The sequence below is a fragment of the Pseudoalteromonas sp. OOF1S-7 genome (assembly GCF_022347765.1).
Taxonomy (GTDB): Bacteria; Pseudomonadota; Gammaproteobacteria; order Enterobacterales; family Alteromonadaceae; genus Pseudoalteromonas.
Genome location: NZ_JAKRFZ010000005.1, coordinates 134531 through 150020, shown reverse-complemented (window position 1 = coordinate 150020; position 15490 = coordinate 134531). Strand labels below are relative to the sequence as shown.

Sequence of the window (15490 nt, the reverse complement as noted above, 5' to 3'; positions counted from 1 at the left end):
TTTTTCATACTATTGAGTTTTCAATTAACTCACGTTCTTACGTGCGTTGCGGAACATGCGCATCCACGGGCTATCTTCTTTCCACTCGTCCGGGTGCCAGGAGTTAGCGACGGCACGGAATACACGCTCCGGGTGTGGCATCATCACAGTAGCACGACCGTCAAGCGATGTAATACCGGTAATACCTTCTGGTGAACCATTCGGGTTGTTCGGGTATTGCGTGGTTGGCTTACCAAAGTTATCCACGTACTGAACCGCTACTGTGCCAGACTCAAGTGCCGCTTTCACTGCTGCGTCGTTGGCAAACTCAGCATGACCTTCACCGTGAGAGACTGCGATTGGCATACGAGAACCAGCCATACCCTGGAAGAATACTGACGGGCTTTCTTGTACTTCAACAAGGCTGAAACGTGCTTCAAAACGCTCTGACTTGTTAGTTACAAAACGTGGCCAGTGCTCAGTGCCCGGGATCAGCTCTTTCAGGGTTGATAGCATCTGACAGCCGTTACACACACCTAAGCTGAACGTATCCTGGCGCTCAAAGAAGGTTTGGAACTGTTCGCGTGCCATGTCATTGAACAGAATTGACTTAGCCCAGCCTTCACCAGCACCCAGTACGTCACCGTAAGAGAAACCACCACAGGCTACCAGACCTTTGAACTGCTCCAGCGTCAGGCGACCTTCCAGGATGTCACTCATGTGTACGTCTACCGCAGCAAAGCCTGCACGGTTAAATGCGGCCGCCATTTCAACGTGTGAGTTAACCCCTTGCTCACGCAGAATGGCCATCTTAGGCTTAGCACCGGTTGCAATATAAGGTGCTGCTACGTCTTCATTGATGTCGAAGCTCAGTTTAACGTTAAGACCAGGATCTTTTTCGTCAAATTTCGCATCAAACTCTTGCTTAGCACACTCAGGGTTATCACGCAGTGCCTGCATCTTGTAAGTTGTTTCAGCCCAGATAGTACGTAGTTCAGTACGTGTATTGGCAAGTACAACTTCGCCACCACGGTTGAAGATCACTTTGTCTTCTGTATTTAGTGCACCGATAGTATGGCTGATTGCGCCAAGGCCGTTATCAGCTAACACGGCTTCAACTGCTGCAAGGTCGGAATTTCGAACCTGAATGACGGCACCCAGCTCTTCGTTGTAAAGTGCTTCGATGTCAGAGCCTGTCAGGCTATCCAGGTTTACTGTCACACCTGTGTGACCTGCGAAGGCCATTTCCGCTACCGTTGTGAATAAACCACCGTCTGAACGGTCGTGGTAAGCCAATAGCTTCTCGTCGGCTACCAGTGCCTGCATCGCGTTGTAGAAGCCTTTTAACAGCTCAGGGCTATCAACGTCTGGCGTCTTGTCACCCAGTTGCTTGTAAACCTGTGCCAGGCTTGATGCACCCATACGGTTTTGACCTGCACCTAAATCCACCAGGATCAGGCTTGAGTCGCCTTTATCAGTGCGAAGCTGAGGTGTGACTGTTTTACGAATGTCTTCAACACGGCCAAATGCAGTGATGATCAAAGAAAGTGGTGCTGTTACCGCTTTGTCTTCACCGTTGTCTTGCCATGTTGTCTTCATCGACATTGAGTCTTTACCCACCGGAATAGTCAGGCCAAGTGCCGGACACAGCTCTTCACCTACGGCTTTAACCGCTTCGTAAAGGCCTGCGTCTTCACCCGGGTGACCCGCTGCGGCCATCCAGTTTGCAGATAGCTTAATGTTCTCAAGACCACCAATGTTTGCGCCAGCAATATTCGTTAACGCTTCTGCGACGGCTAAACGTGCCGATGCACCATAGTTTAGCAGTGCCGCAGGTGTACGCTCACCCATTGACATGGCTTCACCGTGGTAAGTGTCAAACGCCGCTGCCGTTACTGCACAGTTTGCTACAGGTACCTGCCAGGGACCAACCATCTGATCACGTGCCACCAGGCCTGTCACCGTACGGTCACCAATGGTGATAAGGAATGTTTTCTCAGCGATAGTAGGCAGACGAAGTAAACGCTTAGCGGCTTCCTCTACGTCGATGCTGTCAGTGTTAAGTGCTTCACCAGATACCTTTTTTGACTCAACGTCACGGTGCATCTTAGGGGCTTTACCAAGTAATACGTCAAGCGGAAGATCAACCGGGTTGTTATCAAAGTGGCTATCCGCAACTGTCAGGTGACGCTCTTCAGTTGCTTCACCAATGACGGCGTATTGTGCGCGCTCACGCTTACAGATCTCTTCAAAACGCGCAAAGTCTTCTGCCGCTACGGCAAGTACATAACGTTCTTGTGATTCGTTACACCAGATCTCGTGTGGTGCCATGCCCGGCTCATCGTTCGGGATATTACGCAGCTGGAATTTACCACCACGACCACCGTCGTCCACCAGTTCAGGGAAAGCATTAGAAAGACCACCCGCGCCCACATCGTGGATAAACGCGATGGGGTTTTCATCACCCAGCTGCCAGCACTTGTCGATCACTTCCTGACAACGACGCTCCATTTCCGGGTTTTCACGCTGTACCGAAGCAAAATCCAGGTCTTCGTTTGACTGACCAGAAGCCATGGATGAGGCAGCACCACCACCCAGGCCAATGTTCATCGCCGGGCCACCCAGAGCAATTAGCTTAGCGCCAACCGGGATTTCACCCTTTTGCACATGCTCAGTACGGATGTTACCCAGACCACCGGCAAGCATAATCGGCTTGTGGTAACCACGTACCTCTTCGCCGTTGTGGCTGTTCACTTTTTCTTCGTAGGTACGGAAGTAACCCAGCAGATTAGGACGACCAAATTCGTTGTTAAATGCCGCGCCACCCAGAGGGCCGTCGATCATGATGTCGAGTGCATCAACGATACGGCCAGGTTTACCGAAGTTGCTTTCCCACGGCTGTTCAAAGCCCGGAATGCGCAGGTTAGAAACAGTAAAACCAACCAGACCTGCTTTAGGCTTAGAACCACGGCCCGTTGCACCTTCGTCACGAATTTCACCACCAGAACCCGTTGATGCGCCAGAGAATGGCGCAATCGCTGTTGGGTGGTTGTGGGTTTCAACCTTCATCAGGATCTCGATGTTTTCCTGATTGTAGCTGTACTCGCCTTCTTTATTCGGGAAGAAACGACCCGCTTTTGAGCCCTTCATGACCGCCGCGTTATCTTTATAAGCAGATAAAACATTTTCCGGGTGCGTCTCAAAGGTATTTTTGATCATTTTGAACAGCGACTTTGGCTGCTCTACGCCGTCGATTGTCCAGTCGGCGTTGAAAATTTTGTGACGACAGTGCTCAGAGTTCGCCTGTGCGAACATGAATAGCTCGATGTCGTTCGGGTTACGACCCAGTTTTGTGAAGTTTTCTACCAGGTAGTCAATTTCGTCATCCGCCAGTGCGAAACCTTGCTCTACGTTTGCCGTCACAAGCGCTTCACGGCCACCGCCAAGAATGTCTACAGATGACATTGGGCGCGGCTCTTCAACGCGGAATAACTGACCCGCGTCTTCCAGTTGGCTGTGCACTGACTCGGTCATGCGGTCGTGCAATAGTTTAGCTACCTCAGCTATCTGCTCTGCGCTCAGCACGCCCTCAACATAGTAGGCAATACCACGCTCCACGCGGTGTACTTTATCCAGACCACAGTTGTTGGCAATGTCTGTGGCTTTAGACGCCCAGGGCGAAATCGTGCCAATTCGCGGCGTCACTAAGATCAGGGTTCCTTCAGGCGCATGTTCGGCAATGGTCGGGCCGTACTTTAAAAGCTTGCTCAGCTTGTCCAGTTCAGACTCAGAAAGTTCCGCTGTCAGATCAGCAAAATGCATGAACTCGGCATACACGCCGGTGACTGGCAATTGCGCATCGTTACAGCTTTTGAGGATTTTTTGAACTTTGAAATCAGAAAGTGCAGGTGCACCACGTAGGATCAACATAGGTATTTTCATCCGGGGTTAAGGATTGAACGATATTTTGGGCCGTCATTATAGTCGATTTGGCCTCCTTATTTAACTCAAATTTAGCAATTATCGAAAAAAAGCCCCTTCACAAAAGCGCCGTTAATTGCGAGCATGAAAGCCACGTCATCCTCGTTTAACCCGGAGCCAAAAGTCACTTATGCGTTTGCTTACCTCTGTGCTGGTACTGTGCGCGCTGCTGTTTTTGAGCAGCTGTGAAAAAATGCCTGCCACGCAATTACAAAAGATCAAAGCGCAACAAGCGATCCGCATTGGCACTTTGGTTGGACCCGCCACCTTTTATCAGGGCATTGGCGGTGAACAGGGGTTTGAATACGAACTGGCTGAGCAGTTTGCTGATGAACTGGGGGTTGAGCTACAGATAGTGCCCTTTTTCAGCCTGAAAAAACTGTTTGAGCGCCTGCAAAGTGGCGATCTGGACATTGCCGCAGCCGGACTCACTTACCATCCGCAGCGTGCCGAGCATTTTCGGTTTGGTCCCAGCTATCGGGAGATCAGCCAAAAGCTGGTGTTTAAACAAGGTAATACCCGGCCACGCAATTTTGCCCAATTAACCGGCCCGGTCACCGTCCTGGCCAACAGCCACCATGTGATCTCGTTGCAAGTGGCACGGCAGCAGTATCCGGAACTCAGCTGGCAAAGCGTTGATGACCGGGATCAGGAAGAGCTGCTGCAAGGGATCATCGACGGCGACATACAATACACAGTGGTCGACTCTCACTCACTGGCCCTGTTTCGGCGCTATCACCCCAATGTCAGTATTGCCTTTTCCGTCACCCAGGCCGATCCGGTTGCCTGGGTACTGCGCAACGACAAAGACGATTCTGTGTACGCCTTGCTGCCACCATTCTTTGCCCGAATGCAACAATCTGCGCAGCTGGCGGCGCTCGAAGAAAAGTACTTTGGTCATGTTCAGCGCTTTAATTACGTCAATACCCTGACTTTTGTCGAGGCCAGCAAAACCACGCTACCAAAATATCAGGACTGGTTTATGCAGTACGCAGAGCAACATCAGCTCGACTGGCGATTACTGGCCGCGCTGAGTTATCAGGAATCGATGTGGAACCCCAGGGCCAAGTCTCCTACTGGGGTACGTGGGATCATGATGCTGACCCAACGCACAGCCAAGCAGGTGGGCGTCACCCACCGGCTGAAACCGGAGCAAAACATCCGTGGCGGCGCCCGCTATCTGCGTAAGCTCATCAATCGTATTCCCAAACAGATCAGTGCGCCGGACAGAACCTGGTTCGCGCTTGCTGCCTACAATGTTGGCTGGGGTCATGTCAATGACGCGCGTAAACTGACTAAACGCCAGGGCGGCGATGCAACCAGCTGGGCAGAGGTGAAAAAACGACTACCACTGCTGACTAAAAAGCGCTACTATCGAAAGACTAAATATGGATATGCGCGCGGCGATGTGGCAGTAACCTATGTAGATAATATTCGCCGGTACTACGACGCCCTGATCTGGTTAGACGAAAATGGGGCCCTTCAAGCCAATACGGACTCAGAGCAACCCGCTCACTGATCTGCAAGGCGTCCAGTTAGGTATCCGGTGTGAATTTCAGCGCCTGTCATCAGGCTGACACACTATTACGATATAGCTGTCGCGCGTAGTTGTTCTCTCACTAAAAATGGAGGTTACGATGCTAAGAAGACGTCGTACTCATCAATTTAAACGTAATACGCGCAACACCAACCCAAACCGTCGCCGTGTTATGTTACGCAACATTCACCGTAAAATTTTATTACGCCGCCGCATTTATGCGTTGATCCAAATCGCGGCAGACGAAAGAGCGGCTCAGTCCTGAGCCGCCTGGCCGTTTAACCCCGCCTGACGGGCTTTTTTCTGCGCCTTGATCTCTTTACGGCGGCGACGGAAAAACGCCGACAATTTTTCGCCACACTGCTCCGCCAATACCCCACCTAATACTTCAACCTGATGATTCAGTTTCGGCTCTTGCAGCAGGTTCATGATAGACCCCGCAGCGCCCGTTTTGGCATCCGCTGCGCCAAACACCACCCGCTTAATGCGGCTGTGCACCAGCAAACCGGCGCACATAGGGCAAGGCTCTAACGTCACATACAGGGTGCAATCCACCAGCCGATAATTTTCGACGCGCCGACCGGCATCTCTAATCGCCAACATCTCGGCATGCGCGGAAGGGTCATGACAACAAATCGAGCGGTTCCAGCCTGCGCCAATCAGCTCACCGTCTTTGACCACTACGGCGCCAACCGGGATCTCATTTTCCTGCTCGGCCTTGTCGGCATACTCCAGTGCCTGCTGCATCCAATAAAGATCTTGCTGTTGTTCGTCCACCTGTGTGCTCCTGGGTACAAAATGGAGGATATTCTAGCGTATTGTCGCGAACTGCGCACTGTGACAGTTATATTGCTAAAATTAGCAAATTGCCATGGCTCATTGATATCAATTTAAGCTATAATTCGCCGCTTTTTTTATTTGACGAGCTCAACACACACGGGTAAAACATGAAATTTCCGGGCCGCAGAAGACATAAACATTATTTTCCAGTCGAAGATAAAGACCCCATAATTAACCAGTTACATGTCGTTGATCGACTTAAACGCAACTACATTTGTGGTATTGACCAAATCGTAGTAGATATCGAAGCTAAGGTTGATCAGGCCTTCCTTGATGAGTTTGGGCTGCAACGCGGTATGTCTCAAGTGATAGACAATGATGTCACCAATGCGCTCTATGACCGCCTGAAACGTGATGACATGATTGACTATGAATTTGCTGGCGGCACCATAGGCAATACCATGCACAACTACTCCGTGCTGGCGGATAGCCGCTCGGTATTGTTGGGCGTAATGAGCGAAAACATTCAAATAGGCAGCTATGCCTATAAGTTTTTGTGTAACACCTCCAGCCGCGTCGATCTTGATTACCTGCAGCCTGTGCCCGGTCCCATCGGCCGTTGCTTTACCCTGATTGACGACAGTGGCGAACGCACCTTCGCGATCAGCGCCGGTATGATGAACCACCTGAAACCAGAGTCTATCGACAAGTCGTTGATTGAAAACGCCTCCGCTTTGGTGATCAGCGCCTATCTGATGCGTACCTCAGGCGAAGAAACCATGACTCAGGCAACCATGCAGGCGGTGAAGTATGCCAACGATGCCGGTGTTCCGGTGGTATTGACGTTAGGCACTAAGTTCCTGATTGAACAAGACCCCGCGTGGTGGGCTGAATTCGTTGAAAAACACGTTGATATTCTGGCCATGAACGAGGAAGAAGGCGAAGCCATCACCGGTTTTGACGATCCACTGTTGGCCGCCGACAAAGCGCTGGACTGGGTCGACTTAGTGATCTGTACCGCCGGACCAAAAGGCCTGTTTATGGCCGGTTACGTGGACGAAGAGAAAAAACGCGAAACCGAATACCCGCTGCTGCCGGGGGCCATTCCTGAATTCAACCAGTATGAGTTCTCCCGCGCCATGCGCCGCAGTGCCTGTAAACAGCCTGTCAAAGCATACAGCCACACTGCCCCTTACATGGGTGGCCCGGACACCATCAAAAACACCAATGGTGCCGGAGATTGTGCGCTGGCTGCGGTACTGCACGACTTATCAGCCAATGTCTACCATAAGCTCAACGTACCCAACTCGGCTAAGCATGAGCAGCATGCCATTACCTATTCTTCACTGGCGCAGATCAGCAAATACGCTAACCGTGCCAGCTACGAAGTCTTAGTTCAGCATTCGCCGCGCCTGTCGCGTGGTTTGCCAGAGCGAGAAGACTCGCTGGAACAAACCTACTGGGATCAGTAAACAATAAAAAATGGGAGCCGAGGCTCCCATTTTTTATGTCTCTGCACTCGGTTAAAACAACGCGGTGCCCAGCTTTTCAGCCAGCAGCTCCAGCGCCGCAATACCGGCCACAGAATTACCCACTTTATCTAACCCCGGCGACCACACCGCCACCGTAAAGCGCTCTGGTGCCACCGCGATGATGGTGCCCGACACCCCGGATTTCCCCGGCATACCTACCCGATAGGCAAAGTCTCCGGCGGCGTCGTACAAGCCACTGGTGAACAACAAAGAATTAAGCTGCCGGGTCTGCCGGGCACTCAGTACCCGCTGACCGCTTTGCTGACAGATGCCGCCGGTTGAAAGATAAGAAAACGCCTGCGCCAGTTCACACACATTCAGCTCAATGGCGCAAAAGTTAAAATACGACCACAGCACTTCTTCAACCTGATTATCAAAGTTACCGAATGACTTCATCAGATAGGCCATGGCGGCATTACGATAACGATGGTCGTATTCAGACTGCGCCACCACCTTGTTAATTCCCACCTTAGGATTAGCAGTATGGCTGCGGTAGCTCTCCAGCATAGTGTGGATAGGCGCACTCAGACGGCTGAATAAGGCATCGCAGGTTACGATGGCACCGGCATTGATAAAGGGATTGCGGGGAATGCCATTTTCAAACTCCAGCTGAGTCAGGGAGTTAAATGCGGTGCCCGACGGCTCTTTGCCCACCCGCTGCCACAGCTCATCGCCATAACGCTGCAATGCCAGCGTCAGGGTCATCACCTTAGACACAGACTGAATGGTAAAGCGGCTGTCACAGTGACCGGCACTAAAGGTTTGCCCGTCGGCGGTATGTAATGCAATGGCAAACTGACCCAGTGACTGCTCGGCAAGCGCGGGGATGTAATCGGCCACTTTTCCCCGCTGAGACAGGGGCTGCACCTGCTGTGCAACCTGTTGCAAAATAGCCTGATAATCGGGCGTAGCGTTAGTCATAGAGAGCAAACATCATATCAAAAAGCACAATAGCGCGAGTGTAACAGATCTGCGCCCACAAAAAAGCCGCACGGGCGTTTGCCGGTGCGGCTGTCACAATGTAGCTGGCGTCTGTTTTACTTAGTAAACAGCGCTTTGATGTTAGCCAGGTCAGATTTGCCCGCGATCAGCTCATCAGGCGTTAATCCAGATAACTCATGGGGGAAGACCAGCCACTCGTCCGACTCATGGATAAAGTAATCCGGCGTCATCGGCACTTTTTTATTAGTTGGCTTGTAGTAAGGACAGGCAACACGAATGTCTTTTGGCAGGTTCAGGCGCATCAGCTCTTCGAGTTTTTCCCGCAGCGCATAAATACTGCGGCCCGAATCAAACACGTCGTCCACAATCAGCAAAGAGTCGCCCGCATTGGCGTTCTCAACAATGTAATGTAAACCGTGTACTTTGATCTCTTTCGACTGCTTGCCAATACCATAGTAAGACGACGTACGCACCGCAATGTGGTCTGTTTCTATGCCCTTGTAATCATAGTATTCCTGAACCGCAATCCCGATAGGCGCACCGCCACGCCAGATGCCGATAATAAAGTCAGGACGAAAGCCGTCTTCATAAACCTGAGCCGCCAGTCGAAATGAATCTTCAAGTAATTGTTGCGCCGTGATATAGCACTTGTCAGACATACAAACCCCGTGTCATTGAGCAAAGAACACCGCACCAACCTGAGTGGTAAAGGCACCAATACAAGCACCCCATCAGGCAGCACGGCTGAGAATAACGTATAACCGAGTATTTTAGCTGAGTAGAAAAAAAATTGCTTGCGCTAGCGCAGTTTTTTTACAGGATGATGACTGAATGAAAGTGGTACGCTGACCGCTAAACCTGGGCGTGAATGAACGACTGGCAGTAAAACACTTTTACCGCCAGTTTGATACCCGTGCATTAGCCGGTAACCGAATAGCCCCAAAGATGGCAATTAAATGAGCCTGACACCTGAGCGCCACCCAAAGCGTACAATGAGCAAAGACTCGACACGGGGGCTGCCAGGTTAAAAGCCATTACGACTTGGGGGGCTTCTCAATTGGCTGCCTTCTGGGTGGCACATCACGATCACCAGGGCTTCTCGGACTACCTCCATGTACTTGTAATAAGTCTGTTTTACTGATTTTTTTCATACCAATGCTTCCTTACACCCTATTCAAATAATAAACGCTACTTTTGCCCAATGAAGCCTTAAGCGAAGCGCTACTCTCTAACCATAAAATTTAAGATTTCGGGGGCTTCTCAATTGGCTGACTTCTTGGTGGCACATCACGATCACCAGGGCTTCTCGGACTACCTCCATGTACTTGTAACAATTCTGTTTTACTGATTTTTTTCATACCAACGCTTCCTCGCTTTTGATTGCATATTTCATCCGGTTAACCACCGCATGATGAAATTATTAATACACACTTTTGTGCACAATGGCAAACTCCAATAGTTAACAACGAGTCGCCAGAGATGCGCTCTCACAAGCGCACCTCTGATTTGACTATCACTGGCTATTTAAGTGAGTCAGATGTATAACTCTCACCATGATCCTTGTAAAACCGCTCCCTGTCCGGAGTTTTTAGTAAATAGGTTAACAAGCCACAACACATCAGCAAATTCAAGGTGATTAATATAAAATTGCGCACGCCATTGCCCATGATCCAGCCATCAATTACATAAAATTTGTATAGCCAAACCTCAAGATAATTAAACGCCGCTAAAATAAGATCTACAACGTATAAGAGAATAAAACCTACCTCTTGCACCGACAAATGATGATTCTTATAAACACGATAAAAGAAAGATATTCCAGTCATCTCGTGCAGGGCATACGCAATACGATTTCGATAGATAATGGGTACCAAAAACAACAAGCAAGTCACCATATTGTACAAGTACAAATGTGTCGTCCAGGTATAACTAACCTTATATAAAGCGATATCGATAATTTCAAGACCCGTCATAAAGAGCAGGAAATACCGTGAGCTCTCATACTTCCAGGTATAAGCCAGGGCCACCAATAGGAATGGGAGCGTGACATAACTAAAAGCTGTATAAAAATCCATCTTATGACTCCTCTTCTTCGTTTTGTTCTTCCGGGCTGGCAGGTGGCTTGTCACTTAAAAAATTAAAATACAAGGCAACCAGGTCCTTGCCAAAAATCATAAAGATATCCAGCAGCTGGGCACTGGTCATATCCGTTTTGCCACTTTCCCAGTTGCTGACCGTTGACTGGTCAACCGCTGACGACATTTTCGCGGCCAGATCTTTTTGGCTTAAACCAAGCTCATTGCGCATCTGGCGAATGGAGCGCTGGACCAGCCGGTTAAACCGGTCAATTTCCTGCTGTCGCTTCCTTGGGCTATGCTTCATTCTTTTTTCCATGGGTTAAAATTGTAAACAGATAATTACCACAAGTTAACTAGGGCAACAACTGAATTGCGCAGGCCTGTAGACATCTATGAATATATTCATCGCCCCCTACCTTTTTTGTTTATATTTATGAATAATTATCAGCTACTTGTATTAGTATTACACTTAATATTAGTACCACTCAACACACTAGAAAGGACACGTCCATGAGCCAACTTACCCAGTTCAGACTACTGGCCGATTACAACCAGTGGATGAATCAAAAACTGTATACCGCCGCCGCACAACTGAGCGACGCTGCCCTAAAACAGGATAGGGGTGCGTTTTTCGGCTCGATACTGGGCACTTTAAACCACCTTGTTGTGGCAGATCTTATCTGGCTAAAACGCTATGCCGCCTGTGAAGCCTGCGCCGGTGCACTGGCAGCTGTGGTTGCACAGCCAGGCCCCACCAGCCTGGATCAGTGTTTATTTCACGATTTGGCGCAACTAACTGACTATCGCCAGTGGCTGGATGCGCAGATTTTAGGTTTACTGCAGGATTTACAGGACAGTGATTTAACAAGCATACTGACCTATCGCAACAGCCAGGGCGTGACGTATCATAAACCCTTTGCCAGTTTGCTGGTCCACTTTTTTAATCACCAGACTCACCACCGAGGGCAGGTATCTACGCTGCTATGTCAGGCGGGCGAAGACATCGGGGCCACCGATTTGGTGTTGTTAATTGATGATATTGTGCCGTAATTACACCCGTTAAATAAACCGCACACGTCCAGCAAGTAACAGCGGATCCTGGGAGCCCCGGAGCTGGGCAGGTATGAGAGGTACCGACCAGCAGTACAAGGTTACCCGATTGGTGTATCAGGTAACGCATTGGTTTGCTTTGGTTTAGCTGCCCTTATCCGGAGCATATTTGTCTTTTAATGCAAGTAAATGGGGTTTTAGCTCTGCAAACTTCTCCAGTAGTTCATCTTTAAACTTAAATGCCAGACCACCGAGGACTAATAAGAATAACCACCCAAGAAACCCACCTGAGGAAGGAGCGTGCTCGCCACCGGCAGCGGCATAAACTGGCACCATTTTGGCCCCTGTGAAGCGATTCGTGAACTCCTTAGTACCGACCAACACGAAGTGGCTGTCTGGCGGCGTTGCGTGTTTTTCATAATACCCATCCGACTCCATTAGTAGTGCAATATGACGCGTTGTTGGTCTGCCCCAGTCGGTCCCGGCATAGATGGCATACTCACCCACCACATTCTTTAAGTGGTATCTGTCTCTGTCTTCAGGCACAACCAGGTAATCTTCAAATTCACTCAGCGACATGCCTTCATGTAATTTGATCCGCGCTTCCTTAAATGAGCCTATGGCATTGTCGAAACCGGCCTGTTCGGCAATTTCCAGCTTCTGTGCAGCTATTTCAGCCTTTTTATCTGCTTTTGCTTGTTGTTTCTGACGCTCTTTTTCTATCCGATCCAACTCATCTTGCTTGATTTTTTCTTTCTCGGCTTTAATTTGCTCAGCCTTGTCAACAATACCGGCTTGGATACCCGCAGCACGCTTGTCACACTCTTCAATCACAGAGTTAATCGGTACACCACGTTCAGAGCGATAAATCACAGGTGCGGTACTGGATGCATAATTGGCATTAACTTGCCCTAACGCCTGCTTTGCCGCCTGATATCCTTCAATTCTAGACAGCTGTTCCGCAATCGTATCTTCTGTCGCATAGCGCATATTTGATGACCAGCGGGTGTCCTTGATCCCAGTACAGGCATCGCTGACTTTTTGCATCAGCGCGGCTTCATTATTATTTGCAAAAGTGTGTGCTGAAGCTAATGCCACAGCGAGCAGAGTAAACTTGATTTTCACTGGTTGATCCTTTTTATTTAAATGTTCATTCCGTTTTTCAGAATTATTCCTAAATCACAGCGAAAAGTTACATAAAATAACCATAAAAATCAAATAGAAAGAAAACACCCAAGGAGTGAACACTGCAAAAAACAGAACAGTTAACCATTAAATTTTTAATAATCTCATTGCGGGCCTTGTGAATTGCCTGGAACGCTACATAAAGCCAACATCAGTGTTTCGCTTTCCAATATAATGAAATTTAACTAACACCTTAAAAGTTGTGAAGTTATTTACTCAAAAAATAGCAAAGGAACATACTAAGCGTGCAGGTAAGAGGGAATGATGTAAGGCGGGTGCCTGACTGCACATTATAAAGGAGGTGCCCTTAGCATGAAGGGCACCTCAACATGCGCTAGTCACACCCTTTTTGAATACTGGATGTCCAGACTCTTACTACAAAATCGTTATAGTCGTGGTCGTTATAATCTTCCCACTTTTGTATGTCACCATAGACGCGATAATTGGTGGTCAGCTGGTTAGGGTTACCATTGATCGATAACACATAGTCATAGCTGGCGCCTTCCATGACATCATAACTGCCTGGCGCACCGTGTTCGTCCAGCAATTTCACATAACTGCCATTAACCCTGACCCCCCAGTCATTGTTGTAGCCTGCGCTTTCGCTGACAAACTCATAATGAATTCGGGTATAACTGTCCGGCGTACAAGCGGGGTCGTTGTCCTCTATGGTGCCCGTAACAGACGCTGAGCCACTGGTGTGTGTTGCGCCCTCAACCATCAGGGTAAAAGCCTCACTGGCTTCATGAGTGTTATCATCCACAGTGGCAATATGGATTGTTGCGCTGGTCTGCCCTGCAGCAATCGTGATGCTTGCAGCAGGCGACGTATAATCACCGGCAGATGTGGTAGCGTCTAACACGCTGACATCGAGGGTCACATCCTGATAATAGGCATTGCTTAAGGTCACTTGATATTCGAGCTGGTCCCCTTCAAACACGGTATCAGTTATCGCTTCCAGCGTGAAGGTGGGTTCTGGGTCGGTTTCACAACTGGGCGCGGTGTAACAGGCCACAGGCTGATCGGTGTTCACTGCCAAATCGTTAAGCCGCACGGGTACCGTGGCCAGCAAACAGGTATTACCCGACTGAGGATTGAGTTTATAAAGTTTAGAGCGATTGACATGGCCATAGTCGTTGATCAGGGTGCGGCTGACAACAATCTCCCCCGCCTGATTCAACGCAGCACCTGTGGCTGCCGTCAGGCTATGATTGGCCAATTTAGTGGCCTGAAACGTGGTTTTATCTATCTGATAAACACTACGACTGGTTACCAGATACCAGGTACCATTTTGGATCACCAGATCGCCACGAAATTTGCCTTTGAGTGAGCCGAGCGCGCCTAGTTCGGTTGCTTCGCCGGTATTTTTGTTGATTTCATACAGCTTTTTAAAATCGGTGCCCAGTAGCGCGTCACGCTCGGGATCATACACCATACTCAGCATCTGCGAGGTTCTGCCAACCAGAGTGTGAGCATCGGTGGCAAAATCGTAATATGCCAGACGCAGGTATTTAAAGCGCTTGCCCTCAATGGGTAGGTGCGTTAACTGCTCAGCACTGAGGTTGAGGTGACTTACGTCAACCTGATATTCAAATGGTCTGGGTGCTGACAGATAATACATACGCTGGCTGGTTTCATCATAAGCCAGCGCAGACGCGCTGAACTCAGCCAGTGTTTGCGCAAACGCACTGTCATTTTGTTCATTCAGACCAAATAAAATACCGACATCGCCACGACCTGCATTAATGCCGTAAAGCTGACCAGTACAGGTATTTGCGTAGGAAACAGAAGACGCCACCAGGGCAATCAAAGAAAGTGATGTTTTTAGCATGGTAATAAACTCGTTCGGTTCATCCAAATTCAGGCTAATACAACACAAAGTAATGACACATCCACATCCGCTGTACGATGCGATTTCCTATTCCATTAGGAGTGAGTGCTTCCATTATTATCTTTGCAATCTGAGGCCATGATGCGCGCATTAAAACAAAAAATCAACATTAAAGTACGAATAATGGATTAAATTATTGGGATAAAAACCCCGTGGTCAGATTTTTTGAACAATGTCAGTACAATACAGCCAGCTTGATTTTTAATCGGTGAGTTCCTATTAAGTAGTTTAACTAAGCGAAAGGAATGAATGTGATGAGCAACGACAACCTGGCCCTGATACAGATTTTGCTCCAGGCAGGCCTTATCCTCACACTACTGCTGAGCGGCCTGTGGGGCCTGATCAGGATAGTGACCTGGGCCAAAGGGATGCCCAAAGCCGCTTATCTGGTGATGGCCATTTTTCCGCTGCTTTCCTTGTTTCCCATTCCCCCTCCTGTGTTTAAGAATGTGGCGAAAGCGAAGCAAGAGCAGCGTAAGTCTAAGGAGGCTCAGGGGGATCCGCCCGAGTAACCTTCCTTTACTGTAACTCCACT

General features: G+C 49.2%; 13 protein-coding genes. 5 read left to right on the top strand and 8 right to left on the bottom strand.

The genetic code is table 11. The features are described from left to right. Positions 1 to 24: 24 nt before the first annotated feature. Complete coding sequence (gene purL, locus MHN33_RS09695) at positions 25 to 3909, bottom strand: phosphoribosylformylglycinamidine synthase (protein WP_239397777.1); 3885 nt, start codon at positions 3907 to 3909, stop codon at positions 25 to 27. Positions 3910 to 4090: 181 nt separating this feature from the next. On the opposite strand from purL, the gene mltF reads away from it, so the two are divergent. Both mltF and MHN33_RS09685 read left to right on the top strand, forming a co-directional pair. Further along, on the top strand, positions 4091 to 5479 hold the full coding sequence (gene mltF / locus MHN33_RS09690) for a membrane-bound lytic murein transglycosylase MltF (protein ID WP_239397776.1): 1389 nt from the start codon (positions 4091 to 4093) through the stop codon (positions 5477 to 5479). Positions 5480 to 5597: 118 nt separating this feature from the next. Continuing rightward, entirely contained in the window at positions 5598 to 5762 is a 165-nt protein-coding gene (locus tag MHN33_RS09685; protein ID WP_164488156.1) for a hypothetical protein, read from the top strand. On the opposite strand, the gene tadA is transcribed toward MHN33_RS09685, so the two are convergent. Next, a complete protein-coding gene (tadA, locus tag MHN33_RS09680; protein ID WP_239397775.1) occupies positions 5753 to 6274 on the bottom strand; it encodes a tRNA adenosine(34) deaminase TadA in 522 nt (173 codons plus the stop codon). The genes MHN33_RS09685 and tadA overlap by 10 nt on opposite strands. A gap of 170 nt (positions 6275 to 6444) precedes the next feature. Here tadA and MHN33_RS09675 point away from each other — a divergent pair, with 170 nt between their 5' ends. After that, entirely contained in the window at positions 6445 to 7749 is a 1305-nt protein-coding gene (locus MHN33_RS09675) for an inosine/guanosine kinase (RefSeq protein ID WP_239397774.1), read from the top strand. 51 nt (positions 7750 to 7800) lie between these two features. Here the strand turns inward: MHN33_RS09675 and glsB are convergent, their stop codons facing one another. From glsB to MHN33_RS09655, 4 genes are all read right to left on the bottom strand, one after another. Then, a complete protein-coding gene (glsB, locus tag MHN33_RS09670; protein ID WP_239397773.1) occupies positions 7801 to 8730 on the bottom strand; it encodes a glutaminase B in 930 nt (309 codons plus the stop codon). A gap of 116 nt (positions 8731 to 8846) precedes the next feature. Beyond that, the gene (locus tag MHN33_RS09665) at positions 8847 to 9410 is read right to left on the bottom strand and encodes a phosphoribosyltransferase family protein (RefSeq protein WP_239397772.1); all 564 of its coding nucleotides are present in this window, start codon (positions 9408 to 9410) and stop codon (positions 8847 to 8849) included. An 861-nt stretch (positions 9411 to 10271) separates the two neighbouring features. Next, positions 10272 to 10826, bottom strand: coding sequence for a hypothetical protein (locus tag MHN33_RS09660; RefSeq protein ID WP_239397771.1), 555 nt, complete (start codon positions 10824 to 10826; stop codon positions 10272 to 10274). Between the two features lies 1 nt (position 10827). Then, positions 10828 to 11133, bottom strand: a complete 306-nt coding sequence (locus tag MHN33_RS09655; protein ID WP_239397770.1) for a helix-turn-helix transcriptional regulator — start codon at positions 11131 to 11133, stop codon at positions 10828 to 10830. Positions 11134 to 11339: 206 nt separating this feature from the next. On the opposite strand from MHN33_RS09655, the gene MHN33_RS09650 reads away from it, so the two are divergent. After that, complete coding sequence (locus tag MHN33_RS09650; RefSeq protein ID WP_239397769.1) at positions 11340 to 11879, top strand: DinB family protein; 540 nt, start codon at positions 11340 to 11342, stop codon at positions 11877 to 11879. Positions 11880 to 12023: 144 nt separating this feature from the next. On the opposite strand, the gene MHN33_RS09645 is transcribed toward MHN33_RS09650, so the two are convergent. Together MHN33_RS09645 and MHN33_RS09640 are read right to left on the bottom strand one after the other, a co-directional pair. Then, positions 12024 to 13004 carry a hypothetical protein gene (locus tag MHN33_RS09645; protein WP_239397768.1) on the bottom strand — a complete coding sequence of 327 codons (981 nt, stop codon included), beginning with the start codon at positions 13002 to 13004 and terminating at the stop codon, positions 12024 to 12026. Between the two features lie 394 nt (positions 13005 to 13398). After that, positions 13399 to 14895, bottom strand: coding sequence for a Calx-beta domain-containing protein (locus MHN33_RS09640; protein ID WP_239397767.1), 1497 nt, complete (start codon positions 14893 to 14895; stop codon positions 13399 to 13401). Positions 14896 to 15209: 314 nt separating this feature from the next. Between MHN33_RS09640 and MHN33_RS09635 the strand changes: the two genes are divergently transcribed. Then, on the top strand, positions 15210 to 15467 hold the full coding sequence (locus tag MHN33_RS09635) for a hypothetical protein (protein ID WP_239397766.1): 258 nt from the start codon (positions 15210 to 15212) through the stop codon (positions 15465 to 15467). The last annotated feature ends 23 nt before the right edge of the window (positions 15468 to 15490 follow it).

Bases quoted from the DNA above. Each gene is read 5' to 3' on its own strand.
- purL (WP_239397777.1), bottom strand. From the start codon at position 3,909: ATGTTGATCCTACGTGGTGCACCTGCACTTTCTGATTTCAAAGTTCAA.
- mltF (WP_239397776.1), top strand. From the start codon at position 4,091: ATGCGTTTGCTTACCTCTGTGCTGGTACTGTGCGCGCTGCTGTTTTTG.
- MHN33_RS09685 (WP_164488156.1), top strand. From the start codon at position 5,598: ATGCTAAGAAGACGTCGTACTCATCAATTTAAACGTAATACGCGCAAC.
- MHN33_RS09675 (WP_239397774.1), top strand. From the start codon at position 6,445: ATGAAATTTCCGGGCCGCAGAAGACATAAACATTATTTTCCAGTCGAA.
- glsB (WP_239397773.1), bottom strand. From the start codon at position 8,730: ATGACTAACGCTACGCCCGATTATCAGGCTATTTTGCAACAGGTTGCA.
- MHN33_RS09665 (WP_239397772.1), bottom strand. From the start codon at position 9,410: ATGTCTGACAAGTGCTATATCACGGCGCAACAATTACTTGAAGATTCA.
- MHN33_RS09660 (WP_239397771.1), bottom strand. From the start codon at position 10,826: ATGGATTTTTATACAGCTTTTAGTTATGTCACGCTCCCATTCCTATTG.
- MHN33_RS09655 (WP_239397770.1), bottom strand. From the start codon at position 11,133: ATGAAGCATAGCCCAAGGAAGCGACAGCAGGAAATTGACCGGTTTAAC.
- MHN33_RS09650 (WP_239397769.1), top strand. From the start codon at position 11,340: ATGAGCCAACTTACCCAGTTCAGACTACTGGCCGATTACAACCAGTGG.
- MHN33_RS09640 (WP_239397767.1), bottom strand. From the start codon at position 14,895: ATGCTAAAAACATCACTTTCTTTGATTGCCCTGGTGGCGTCTTCTGTT.
- MHN33_RS09635 (WP_239397766.1), top strand. From the start codon at position 15,210: ATGAGCAACGACAACCTGGCCCTGATACAGATTTTGCTCCAGGCAGGC.